We start from the raw sequence: 13,063 nt of genomic DNA, 5'->3' as shown, positions 1-13,063 counted from the left end.
TAAACAAACTTCTAAAAACTATATTCCAACGATGCCCAGTAGGCACGACCAGTGTCAACAAAGCCGTATTCATCAAACTCAAACTCTTCGTCCATTAAATTATTGATTCCTGCTTGAACAGTAAAGTTATCACTCATGACATACTGCACCCCTATATGGAATAGATTATAAGATGGCGCTTGAGTTTCTGTATTACTTGATAGGCCGGTCTCCTGAGACTCTTTTCCTCTGTACTCATAATCTATCCACGTCTTGACACGATCTACTACTTGCCAATTAAAAGTTGTAGCAAACAAGTGAAGGGGAATCTGAGTCAAAGGCTGTCCTTTGTTATCTCCAGACAGCTGCTCTGATTTTGTATAGGTATATCGGACATTAATATTTACATCGCTTGTCACCTGAAACTCAGAACTCAATTCGACACCCTGCGTTTTAGCCTCATCAACATTTATATTATAACGTGAACCGGATTCAACGCAGATAGATGCAGGGCAACTTGTTACCATAATTTTGTCATCAAAATGGTTATCAAATAACGTTGCACTCATGATCTTGTTAGTACTACTGTAAATAACACTCACTTCTTTACTAATCGACGTTTCTGGTTTTAAGTCAGGATTACCATATATATCTCCCCCACGACTTTCTTGTGCCCAACCTTCTGTCATTGCTCTCAACTCTGGGGTTTGATAACCAGTTGCAACGCCTCCTTTTAATGTCCATACATCATTCAAAAACCAGTTTGCATAAAGTCGTGGACTAATTTGGCTATCAAAGTTTTCATTCTTATCAACTCGTATTCCACTGGTTAAAGAGACTGAATTAGTAACAAACCATTCATCTTCTCCATAAAGCGAAAATTGATCATTACTTATCGTTGTTAAATCAAGAACGTTTTCAGCATCAGTTAGCTTAACTTTGGCGATGTTTGTGCCAACCGTTGTAATGTGATCATTGGTCGGAACAATCCAACGACTATCAACCACAAGATTCGTTATTCTCATGTCTCGACCTTCGTTATAGGTACTTTCACGCTGTACATAAGAGATATCTGAAACACTCCCCCATTGCCCTGTATGGGTGACAGCTATAGAGCTTTTATCATTATTCGCTTCACTACCAGTACGAGCATTAGCAGCGGCCGATTTGCCTAGAGTAGTTATACGTTTTTGATTACTCTTCATCATATCCAAATCGAAAGCATGGTCGTCGTTAGGAGTAAAACGAAGTTGTGCATTATAATTGTGAATCTCTTTCTCTGTAGCGCCGCGAGCTACTTCATCTTCTTCATTAAAAAGACCACGAGCACCTAAACGTAAACTCAACGTATCCTCTATTAGTGGACCAGCAAGGTAAATAGCTCCTTGTCTAGTGCCGCCAAACTCATCACTCTCTGCTCTCGATGCATCTATACGCACATTACCATGCCATTCATCAGTGGTTTTACGAGTTATAATATTAACAACGCCCCCCATCGCATTAGCGCCATACAGCGTAGACATTGGCCCTCGTATTACCTCAATTCTCTCTATTGACTTTAATGGTGGTAACCATTCTTGGTCCATGCCACCGCTACCGCTTGGCTGTGACTCTCTAGATGACTGCGGACGTCCATCAACTAACAATAATGTATATTTAGAGGGCATACCTCGAATAGAAATATCGTTACCAGAAGAGCCTCCTGTTACAAATACCCCTGGGACGTGGTTAAGCACCCCCGTTATGTCTCTATATGAGCCCTGATTTATATCATTTTGATTAATAACCGTAATACTGGCTGGTGCTTCTGTAGTAGCTTGCTCATAACCAGACGCAGAAATAACCAACTCATTCAACTCTGTGGTTTCTGCTACTACTGAAGAAGGAAATAAACATAATTTAGCGGCAACTGAAGAGATTAAGAAATAGCGATTTGATAGCATTTTACAAACCCTAAGATAACTAGTTAGATATACTTTGTAAGTTTTTTTGAACACGCTGTTGGTATTGTTCGATTTTTACCAGTTGCGCTAGACTGCAATCTCTTAGGAGTTCAAAAGCCCCAGAGGCATCAGCGTCAACAAAAGGATGTGGCTCATTAGGAACACGTTTCGCCAAAACTTTTAAACGCTCCACGCTGTTATCACGAGTAGGATGATTCGATAAAAAAACGTCTACCGACTTCTCTTTAGAAAGGTGTTGAAACCGAGCAGCAGAGTCTGAATACATTTTTAAACGATCAAGATTTGGACCAAAGTTTAATCCAGTCCCTCCCCATAAAGCAGCCGTATGACGTTTGCCGCCATCCTTAACCCCAAATATCAAAGACACTGTCCCCAGGGTATGCCCTGGAGTAACATAAAGTTGAACTCGTGTATCACCGAGTTCAATAACATCACCGTCATTGATAGAAATATCTCTTGTTGGAGCAGCATCCCATTTAGGGTTGAAAATCTCTGGAATAGGCTTTTCTAATTCAGCCCAATCAGCATCTCCCATAACGACCCTAGGATGAAAATTATCCACTAAATATTTTTGGCCGCCGTAATGATCTCCATGAGCATGGGTAATAATTAAATAACGAATATCATTAGGATCCAGTCCTAACGATCGAATGCCTGGTACTAAGGTTTCTTCAGCTTTACGGTTACTGTTCATTGCATCAATGAGAATTAAACCTTCAGAAGTTTGAATTACCCAACTAGCTACCGAGCGATTGCCAACAAAATACAAATTATCAAATACTTGCTGAGGTTCTATTATTGCTTTTTGGGCACGCAGAGCTCGCTCTTCATCTGTTAATACGCGTTTTTTAACACCAGATCGTGCACCTGCCATTTTAAGAGGTTTATCAATTTCACAAATACTGGCAAGCCCTGGGTATTTTTCACCCGCCAATAAACCTCTCTGTACGAGTTCATCAGGAGACATCAAAAATTGTGCATTAATCTGACTAGAAAAAATAAAAGACACTGTCACAATAAGCGACATACACAATCTTTTTGACATATATAATGAGTTAAAAGGGCAAAAGCCCCTTTGTTTGATCATATTCACCTCTTTCTTATTAAATGATATTGATTACCACTTATATTCTCACATAATAACAAATTAAAGCGCCGGAACATTTCGTTCCTATATGCGAAATAGCCATTAACTAACTGGCTTAAAAAATAGGTATGCAAAAATGTACGACATGAACGACCTGCAAAGTTTTACTACTTTGATCGAAACGGAAAATCTGACAAAAGCGGCAAAACAACTTGAAGTCTCTAAATCTACATTGAGCAGACGCATATCTCATCTCGAAGCTAGCGTTGGACAATCTCTTTTACTACGCCAAGCGAATAAAATATTTCCAAATGATGCTGGAAAGGCCTTCTACCCTCATGCCTGCAAAATTTTAGACGCCGCTAAACTGGCTCAAAAAACAGTAGATACTCTTCAAGAGTCGGTGATGGGGGAGTTAAATATTACGGCTTATTACGGTTTAGCTCGTTCTTGGCTACCAAAAGAAATTGTTAATTTTGCTGATAGCCACCCTGAAGTTAGTATTTCTCTTAAAACCACTTCAATCTTTTCAGAGTTGGAACTATCGGATATAGGTGTTTGGTTAGGATCTTTGCAACCGTCTAAATTTAAAGAAGAAATGCTCGGACATCTAACATGTGGCTTATATGCCTCAAGTTCTTTTTTAAAAGAAAATCCCGCAGTAGATGATATTGAGAGACTAAAAGACATTCCTTGGGTTAATTTTCATCACTTTTACCAACCTGCGGGAGACTTAGAGCTACTTCACTCCGAAGATGGTACAAAACGCATTGAGATACCAAAATCTCAAATATGGACAGATCAAATCGCCATGCAACTTGAACAAATAGCAAAGGGAAAAGGAATAGGTGTCTTACCAGATTACATGGTAAACATGAGAGAAAAGCACCACCCAGGCGATTTAATCAGAGTATTGCCACAATGGCAGCTGCCTTTAATTCCGGTTTATTTACTTTACCCATACGGCAGTTTACCAAAAAGAGTAACGGCCTTTTTACATCATTTTAGAAAACATACAGCCACTATTCTAAACAGCCAACAACTGTAAAGAAACGCAAATACACTTAAAGCCTTGATCTAAAAACGCAATAATCCAAAGACTTACTTTTCTTTTATTAAGAATATAGCGCGTAAAAAACGTTACTGATTCAGCTCTTTTACTAGGACATATTAAATGCTCAACAGGTCTTTTTTAAATCTTGCATTGCTCTGCCTAAGTCTAGTATTAGCGGCCTGCAGCAATACAGAGAAACGCAAAGACTATGCGGAACTAGCCAAACAGGAGCTAGATGCAACAAGCGAGAGCAAAATCACCCAGTGGCAAACAATGGACAATGTCGCGCCTGTAAGCTACCTAACAGATTTAATTCAAGACGAACAACTTGATGGTTTAATTAGCAAAGCATTGGAAGCAAACCCTAGTTTGCAAAAGACACAGCTTACGCTACAAGCCAGTTTATGGAGTTTAAAAAGCCAGCAAGGCGAATCACTGCCTAGCGTTGAAGCTGGTTTGTCCGGTAATAAAACCGAAGGTAGCGATACCAACTACAAGGCCAATTTGAGCGTTAGTTGGGAAGCCGATTTATGGCAAAAACTCGCCCAAGCAGAACAAGCCACAGCCAAAACTCTTGCTAGTGACGAAGCCTTATACCAAGCCAGTCGTGATACCTTAGTTGCCAATGTAATTAAAACTTGGCTCGCTATTACTGCAAAACAACACGCTATCGAAATTGAGCAGAAACGCTTGACACTCTTAGAAGCCAACGAAAAACTAATTTTAAAACGCTTTAGAAATGGCCTTGGTAATTTAGAAGAGCTCGACGAATCGCGTACTTCCACATCTAAATCCAAAGCAGATCTTGTGGAATATAAAGAAAACCTCGCAATCGAAATACGTAACTTGCAGCTTTACCTAGGCAAAACGGATGCCTTGGACTTTATTGCCAACCAAAGTTATCCGGACGTCAGCCTTACGTTAAGCGACTTACCAGAGCAAAACTTACAACGCAGACCCGATCTAAAAGCTGCATATTTAGCCATTGAAGCTGCGGATCTAAACACTTCCGTTGCTTATAAAGATATGCTTCCCAGCATCAGCCTAAGCGCAACATTAAGTGAAACCGCCGCCTCACCCAGAGCGGCTTTATTTGGTTCACCTATTTGGTCTTTGCTAGCACAAATTACTCAGCCACTTTATCGAGGTGGACAACTAAAAGCCGCAGCAGAAATTGCCAAACTAAAAACGGCTCAAGCCTATCAGGATTACCGTGACACCTTACTCACAGCAGTCAACGAAGTAGAAAATACCTTAGGGCAAGAACGCGTGCTATCACAGCAAGTCCGCCACATTAACGAAGCCCTTTTTAGCGCCAAAAAGAACCTCACTCAATATGAGAAAAAATACCGCACAGGCTTGGTCGAACTAAACGACTTAATCAACGCGCAAACTACTGCTTTTGACCTAGAAGCACAATTGGACAATTTAATTTATCAGCACCTATCAAACAGAGTTGATTTGGGGCTCGCACTCGGGCTTGGAGTAAAACCTTAATGAAATATCTTTCACAATGGATCACCTTATTATTGGCTGGTGCTGCAATAGCGGGTGTATACTTTTATGTTATGCACGCGATTGAAACACAACAAAACCGAGTGCAAACACCGCGCCCTGAGACACCAGAGCAAGCACTAGAATTATCAACAATCACCGTCAATACTGGCAGCTATGCGGCTACTATTAAGGCTTCAGGTGTTGTAAAACCCAGATATGCTCTGACGATGACAAGCCAGGTAAGTGGTGAAGTCATTAGTATTTCCAATCAGTTCGAATCAGGCCAAGTTATCAAAAAAGGTTACCTTTTAGCCCAACTAGAAAACAGCGAGTTAAACAGTGCAGTAGCCAGTGCAAAAAACACGCTTGCGTCCGCTGAGCTCGCGCTAAAAGAAGAGATTCGCCAAGGTGAACAAGCCAGAGCGGAATGGGCTGCAGCTGGGTTTCAAGGAGCCCCAGATTCCGACCTAGTGTTACGAGAACCACAATTAGAAGCCGCTAAAGCTGATGTAGAATCAGCAAAAGCCGCACTCAATAATGCGCAAACCAAGCTAAAACACTCTCAACTGACCGCCCCTTTTGACGCTTTAATCATCACTCGTAATATTTCCCTTGGTTCATACTTAAGTTCAGGAAGCGATGTAGGCACTCTATACAGTATTGAAAGAGCTGAAATTAAAATCGATTTATCCAACAGTGATTGGTTAAAGCTTCCTGACACAAAAACACTACTAAAAGACAACTGGCCAGCCTTAATATCAAGCATTGATGCCAATAACACATGGCAAGGTAAAATTTTAAGCATCAACCAACACGTAGACGAAACGACTCGTATGCGTAGCTTATTGGTTAGCTTAGACCACCCTCTCGATCAAACCCCAGCGCTAATTCCAGGGGCTTTTGTTGAAGTATCCATTCAAGGCAAGCGTCTCGACAACCTTTGGCGACTACCTAATACAGCATTAAGCCAAAAGAGCGAAATCTGGTACATAGATCAAAATAGTCGGCTAGCTGCCTTTGAAACCACGCCTCGTTTTGTTGACTCTCAATACGTTTATATTCAAGTACCAACCTCCATGCTAAACAAGCCTTATCAAGTACTTGTTCAACCTTATAATAGCTACTTGAAAGGCATGCTTGTTAAGTCATTAAATACCTCGGCATCGGCTGACAAGAGCGCAAAACAATGAGCCCAATAGATCAACCAAAAGGCATTATTCCATGGTTTGCCAATAATCCAGTTGCTGCGAATTTATTACTAATTCTGGTTATCAGCTTGGGCGTTTTAAACATGGGCTCGTTGAATAAAGAAGCCTTTCCAAGCCTAACCCCAAACCGTGTGGCCATTTCTGTCAGTAACGACAGTGGTTCAGCCAAAGAAAACGAAGAAGGCATTGCCATCCCCTTGGAAGAAGCTTTGCAAGGTGTCTCTGGCATCAAGACGGTGACCACTTCATCCACGGCAAAATCTACCAGCACCACTGTCGAAATGTTGGATGGTTATGACATAGACACCCTACTAGACGATGTCAAAGACAAGGTGGATCAGATTTCTTCTTTTCCTGACGAGGCCGATCCACCAGTCGTATCCAAAGCCACACGCGAAGAACACTCCATTTGGATTCAACTATATGGAGATGCTGATCGACGTACTCTACAAAAACTAGCGGATGAACTAGAAGCCGATTTATTGTCAAACGAAAACGTCAGTGCTACCTCTATTTCTGGTTGGATAGATCCAACCATCATGATCGACATTGATAAAAATAAACTAGAATCCTACGGACTCACCTTGTCCGATATTGCCACAGCAATCAACGCAGAGTCCTCTCCAGCTCAAGTGGCGACACTGCGAGACGAAAATATTTACTTAACCATCAGCGCGTCTGAACAAGCCTATATAAAGAGCGAATTTGCCCGTATTCCTGTCCTCTCCAATCAGTCTGGAGGGAAAATATTACTAGGAGATATAGCAAACATACGCGACACATTTGACGAAGATGACTATGTTTTATCACGTTTTAATCGCCAAAACAGCTTAGGTATTCAAGTCCTAACCACAGGCACCAGCGATATATCAAACTCCGTGATCGGAGCAAAAGCCGTCATTCAAGATTGGGAAGAAAGCGGACGTTTACCAGCCAATGTAAAACTCGGCACTTGGTATGATCGCAGTGAATCAATTAATCAGCGCCTAGAATTGATGGTAGAAAACGCCATTACAGGTGTGTTGCTGGTCTTTATATTACTCGCCATATTTCTAAACGTCACCGTGGCGTTTTGGGTTGCCATGGGATTACCCTTTATCTTCTTCGGTACTTTATTTTTCATGGGAACGGAAAGCATTGGCCTAACGTTAAACATGTTTACCACCTTTGGCTTTATCATGGCCTTAGGGATTGTGGTTGATGACGCCGTTGTCGTTGGGGAAAGTGTCTATACCGTCAGGTCTAAAGAAGGCGACACCATAGGCAACACGATTAAAGGCACCATGTTAGTTGCCATTCCGACGCTATTTGGTGTCTTTACCACTGTCGCAGCATTTTGGGCGCTGTCTAATATCGAAGGTCGTTTGGGGCAACTGTATTCTCAATTCGCTACTGTTGTGGCTATTTGTTTAGTTTTATCAGTCATCGAATCCAAAATTATCTTGCCCGCTCACCTTGCCCACATAAATACGCAAAAATCGACTCGCACCAACCCTATATCTAAAGCATGGGCCATGGTTCAACAAGGAGCAGATTTTGGTTTGCAGTGGTTCAGCGAGCGCATTTATCGTCCAATGATAGATTTAGCGCTCAACTACCGATACGCGGTTTGCTTGCTGTTCATTGCTATCTTTATTTTGGTTATTTCCATGCCATTCACTGGCGCTATTCGCATGAGTTTTTTCCCTCAAATTCCGGGAGATACAGTGCGTGGCACACTCACCATGTACAACGATGTGAGCTATGGACAAACCAACAAGGTTTTATTCGAACTTGAACGAAATGCCTATCAAGCAGACATCGCTTTGCGCACTAATAGCGATGAGCGCCGACGCCCATCAGCTAACGGCATGGAGCAATCAGACAAAAAACCAAAAGACTCGGCAAAACCTAAAGAAGCTCCTAAACCGAAAGGCGATGTCGCCATTAAAAACATTCAAGTTACGGCAAGTGATGACCAATCTGGCAATATACGCATAGAGCTAGACGAGAATAGACCCTATACCTCGGCGCAATTTGCTAGCAAATGGCAGCAACTTTCAGGTATGCCAGAAGGAGTAAAAAACCTACGAATTCGCAGTGCCCGTGAAACGGTTGACGCGTTAAGAGTTGAGCTGCGAGGTAATGACACAAGTGTTCTTGACGGTGCAATGGAAGAACTATTAAAGCAATTAGCCACACTTCCTGCGGTCACGGGAATAGAGCAAAATAATGAGCCAACTGAATCTCGCCTGACCCTAAAACTTACAGATCAAGGCCGATTATTAGGATTGTCCACTAGCAATTTAGCCACTCAAGTCGCCCGTAATTTTGATGGCCAAGTGGTACAAAAATATCAGCGAGACAATTCCGAAGTCGAAGTTCGTTTGGGTTATCCGAGCGAGCAAAAAGAATCACCTGCCGCTGTGATGAATACCAAAATAGTCTTAGACGACAATACTCGCGTACCGCTTTCAACGGTTGCCACACTGTCTCAAGAAGACGCAGAGACTCGTATTATTCGCATTGATGGCAAACGCTCTTTGTATCTGTCTGCAGAAGTTGATAAAGACGCCATGTCATCAACAGAAGTCGTCGAATATTTACAAAAAGCCGTCGTACCACAGATGAAGCGTCAGTTTGCCGGAGTTTCGATCTATTTTTCTGGGGAAGCAGAGCAAAGAGAAAAAACTCAGTCATCTATGTCGGAGATGTTCCTCATCGCTCTCTTGATCATTTATGGACTTTTGGCGATACCGCTAAAATCTTACTCGCAGCCACTTATCATCATGATGGCGATTCCATTCGGCATCATTGGTGCATTGCTTGGTCATTGGATGAATAACTTGGCGCTAGGGATTTTTTCTCTGAACGGCATACTTGCGCTCAGCGGTGTTGTGGTAAATGACAGTCTGTTGCTCGTGTCTCGCTTCAACGACCTTCGTCATGAAACCAGCCATGTCAAAAAAGCCATCAGCCTAGCGTGTCGCAGCCGCCTACGCGCCGTATTACTAACATCTTTCACCACCTTTGCTGGCTTAATTCCGATTCTTTGGGAAACCTCAAGACAAGCACAAATGCTCATTCCGGCGGCTGTATCTCTCGCCTACGGCATCATGTTTGCCACAGTGATTACACTGATTTTGATTCCAGTTTTACTAATGATAAAAGAAGACATTCATCTATTAATGGATAGATTAAAAAATAAAACATCAGAAGTATTAGAGCCGATTAACGAAGGCCAAGAAGAATAAGATAAAGACAAAAAACCCCTACTTTGACCACTTAATCGGCTCAAATGTTTTTTGTTCGCGCCGTAAAAACGCCCAATCAATTAGTGCTTCCATAGATGGCCCTAGAGCAAGTCCCATTTCAGTCAAATGATATTCAACTTTGGGCGGGACTTGTGGGTAAACCGTTCGTTCGATAATGCCATCTTTCTCAAGTTGCTTAAGTTGTTGGATAAGCATCTTTTGATTGATACCTTCAATATTGTGCTCAAGCTCCGAAAACCTTAAAGGTCCTTTCGCTGAAAATAGCTGACATAAAATGACGATTTTCCATTTTCCTTCCAAGACTCGCAGAGTCTCACTGGTTGCGTTCGCCCAAATCATTCGTTGTTCAGGATCCTGACAACTCCAATCTCTCTCTTCCATCTAACTTACCTTTTAGTATGTAACATACTTTTTTGTGTGTTCTTGCAGTATTTACAGTATGTGAGTATTTTACTCCAAACTAAATCATTTAGGTAATATGCAATGAAAATTGGAATTATAGGTACTGGCAGTATTGGTGGAACTTTAGCAAAAATATGTGTTGAAATTGGACACGATGTGAATGTTTCTAATTCCCGAGGAGTTGAAGGTGTTCAGTCATTTGCTGATGAAATTGGGGCAATCGCTGTCGATATATATGGAGCGGTACATAATGCGGACCTGATTATATTATCAGTGCCGCTCCCCGCTATTTCCACTCTTCCTAAAAATCTTTTTGAGAAGGTTCCGCAGAATGTAAGTATTATCGATACGAGTAATTATTACCCAGGCTTACGCGATCCCCGCATCCCAGAAATCGATAGTGGTCAAGTTGAAAGTCTATGGGTTTCGGGAAAACTAGGACGCCCGATCATCAAAGCATTTAATAACATTCTAGCTTATTCACTCGCCCATCTCGGCCGTGCTGAAGGAGCCTTGGATAGATTAGGGGTTGCAGTCGCTGGCGACGACGTTTCATCTAAAAAATTAGTAATGGGGCTTGTCAACGAAGTTGGATTTGAACCTGTAGATGCGGGTTCATTGGCAGAATCATGGCGTCAACAACCTTCTACCCCTGCTTACTGTTGTGATTGGAATGCAGCTGAGATGAAAGAAGCTCTGTTAATTGCTAGGAAAGATGAAGCTCCTCTGAAACGGGATACGTTACCCGAGCACTTTGGCAAATTAGGAAGTAACCCTAGTCACTCGGAAGTGATTGAACTTAATCGTTCACTAAACTCTGTTGATTAAGTCAGAAAAATTGCAGTCTCTTACTTTACTTTACTTTGCTATCTAAGCAATATAACCCAAACTGAGAACCGTGATATTGATAAAGACAAGAGCCCCTATTTTGATTAAGTTGGGGTTCTTTATGTTAATTTCTTTCGTTAATGGAATATTACCTTAAGCTACCTCCTCCCACTCAGGAAATGGATCGGGCAATGTGGCCCATACCGCTTTTCCTGCGAGCAATTCTTGGTCGCTTAACAAACAAGCATCCAGCGCGCCTATCACAGCCTCTTTTTTCAGATTTTGACCGATAAATACCAACTCTTGACGCATGTCGCCGAAAGGCTCTACCCATTGCTCTGCTATCGACTCAAGATATTCTGGATCTTGTGGCCATTTATCCTTGGGTACCGCTTTCCAAAACATACCTGCAAAACCATGATGCGCAATGCCACCAGCCTGACTCCACTGACCAGCAAATTCAGGACGAGTCGCTAACCAAAAAAAACCTTTCGAGCGTAGTAATTTCCCATACACTTCGATGTTATGAAGAAAGTCAAAAAAACGTTGAGGATGAAAAGGTCGTCTCGCCAAATAGGAAAAACTACCAATGCCATATTCTTCTGTTTCAGGCACATGCTCGCCACGCATTTCTTTTAGCCATCCTGCGGCTTGTTGTGCTTTTTCAAAGCTAAACTTACCGGTTCCCAAAAGACGTTTAGGCTCTATTCTACCTTGATGTATTGGGATAATTTCCGCTTCAGTATTAAAGCTACGAAGAATGGATTCTAATTGTCGTAATTCCGCTTCGCTCACCAAATCGGTTTTACTAATCAAGATGATGTCAGCAAACTCAACTTGATCAATCAATAAATCCGCCACGCTACGCTCGTCTTCCTCACCAAGAGATTCGCCTGTTTCCTGCAAGGATATTGCCGCGTCATAATCCTTCATAAAATTCACCGCATCCACGACAGTGACCATGGTATCAAGACGAGCGATATCCGATAAACTCACACCATCTTCATCTGCAAAAGTGAAGGTTTCTGCCACTGGTAAAGGCTCAGAAATACCAGTTGATTCAATCACTAAATAATCAAAACAATTGTCTTCGGCAAGCTTTCGAACCTCAATCAATAAATCTTCTCGCAAAGTACAGCAGATGCAGCCATTGCTCATTTCTACTAATTTTTCTTCACAGCGATTTAACGACACTTCTTGCTTAATCGTCGCTGCATCAATATTAATTTCACTCATATCGTTTACAATCACCGCGACTTTTAGACCATCACGATTATTCAATATATGACTTAAAACCGTCGTTTTACCTGCCCCTAAAAAGCCAGATAAAACCGTAACGGGCAATTTGCCTTGCATACTTTTCATAACTCTCTCCTACAAGATTTTAATGTTATGATATAACATTTCACAAGATCGAGATAGACACCATTTCAATAAGATCTGCCAGAAGCAAAAAAATCTTTAAAAAAAACAACAAAAAGCCCTCTAAAATGAAGTGACCCCCAATAGTTGGACAACCAATATTGGGGGTTCTTTTTTTATGTCAAAGTACAGTCGCACTTTTAAAATTGCATTAGCTCAACAATGTCTTGATGGTGTTTCATCACCAAGGGTTCTTGGAAAACAGCTATCCATTCCATATAGTCAGATTCGCTATTGGAGCAAGGTCTATAGCTTCAATGGTGAAGAATCGTTTCTACCGCCAAAATTTCCTCGTACCGCTAAAAATAAGGCTGATATCCTTAAAAGAATGTGGTCAGAAAATTGGTCATTAACTTACACAAGTGCCT

10 protein-coding genes are annotated in these 13,063 nt (G+C 41.6%); 6 read left to right on the top strand and 4 right to left on the bottom strand.

Annotated elements, in window-relative coordinates:
• Window positions 1-11 precede the first annotated feature (11 nt).
• On the bottom strand, window positions 12-1,922 hold the full coding sequence (locus CYL31_RS07125) for a TonB-dependent receptor domain-containing protein (RefSeq protein WP_212918236.1): 1,911 nt from the start codon (window positions 1,920-1,922) through the stop codon (window positions 12-14).
• A 19-nt stretch (window positions 1,923-1,941) separates the two neighbouring features.
• The gene (locus CYL31_RS07120; protein ID WP_249411725.1) at window positions 1,942-2,970 is read right to left on the bottom strand and encodes an MBL fold metallo-hydrolase; all 1,029 of its coding nucleotides are present in this window, start codon (window positions 2,968-2,970) and stop codon (window positions 1,942-1,944) included.
• Between the two features lie 196 nt (window positions 2,971-3,166).
• Between CYL31_RS07120 and CYL31_RS07115 the strand changes: the two genes are divergently transcribed.
• From CYL31_RS07115 to CYL31_RS07100, 4 genes are all read left to right on the top strand, one after another.
• On the top strand, window positions 3,167-4,078 hold the full coding sequence (locus CYL31_RS07115; RefSeq protein WP_212918234.1) for a LysR family transcriptional regulator: 912 nt from the start codon (window positions 3,167-3,169) through the stop codon (window positions 4,076-4,078).
• Window positions 4,079-4,204: 126 nt separating this feature from the next.
• Window positions 4,205-5,581, top strand: coding sequence for a TolC family protein (locus tag CYL31_RS07110; RefSeq protein ID WP_212918233.1), 1,377 nt, complete (start codon window positions 4,205-4,207; stop codon window positions 5,579-5,581).
• Complete coding sequence (locus CYL31_RS07105) at window positions 5,581-6,771, top strand: efflux RND transporter periplasmic adaptor subunit (protein ID WP_212918232.1); 1,191 nt, start codon at window positions 5,581-5,583, stop codon at window positions 6,769-6,771. The genes CYL31_RS07110 and CYL31_RS07105 overlap by 1 nt, the downstream gene beginning before the upstream one ends.
• The gene (locus tag CYL31_RS07100; RefSeq protein ID WP_212918231.1) at window positions 6,768-10,022 is read left to right on the top strand and encodes an efflux RND transporter permease subunit; all 3,255 of its coding nucleotides are present in this window, start codon (window positions 6,768-6,770) and stop codon (window positions 10,020-10,022) included. The genes CYL31_RS07105 and CYL31_RS07100 overlap by 4 nt, the downstream gene beginning before the upstream one ends.
• Before the next feature lie 18 nt (window positions 10,023-10,040).
• Here the strand turns inward: CYL31_RS07100 and CYL31_RS07095 are convergent, their stop codons facing one another.
• Window positions 10,041-10,424, bottom strand: coding sequence for a winged helix-turn-helix transcriptional regulator (locus CYL31_RS07095; protein WP_283248013.1), 384 nt, complete (start codon window positions 10,422-10,424; stop codon window positions 10,041-10,043).
• A gap of 102 nt (window positions 10,425-10,526) precedes the next feature.
• On the opposite strand from CYL31_RS07095, the gene CYL31_RS07090 reads away from it, so the two are divergent.
• A complete protein-coding gene (locus CYL31_RS07090) occupies window positions 10,527-11,273 on the top strand; it encodes an NADPH-dependent F420 reductase (RefSeq protein ID WP_212918230.1) in 747 nt (248 codons plus the stop codon).
• A gap of 153 nt (window positions 11,274-11,426) precedes the next feature.
• Here the strand turns inward: CYL31_RS07090 and zigA are convergent, their stop codons facing one another.
• Window positions 11,427-12,638 carry a zinc metallochaperone GTPase ZigA gene (gene zigA / locus CYL31_RS07085; protein WP_212918229.1) on the bottom strand — a complete coding sequence of 404 codons (1,212 nt, stop codon included), beginning with the start codon at window positions 12,636-12,638 and terminating at the stop codon, window positions 11,427-11,429.
• Between the two features lie 175 nt (window positions 12,639-12,813).
• On the opposite strand from zigA, the gene CYL31_RS07080 reads away from it, so the two are divergent.
• The coding region (locus CYL31_RS07080; protein ID WP_212916660.1) for a transposase at window positions 12,814-13,063 on the top strand (250 nt) is incomplete at its 3' end.

This window comes from Marinomonas sp. A3A (genome assembly GCF_018336955.1).
Lineage (GTDB): Bacteria > Pseudomonadota > Gammaproteobacteria > Pseudomonadales > Marinomonadaceae > Marinomonas > Marinomonas lutimaris.
The sequence above is the reverse complement of the archived record's forward strand: the minus strand, read 5'-3'. Positions and strand labels throughout refer to the sequence as shown.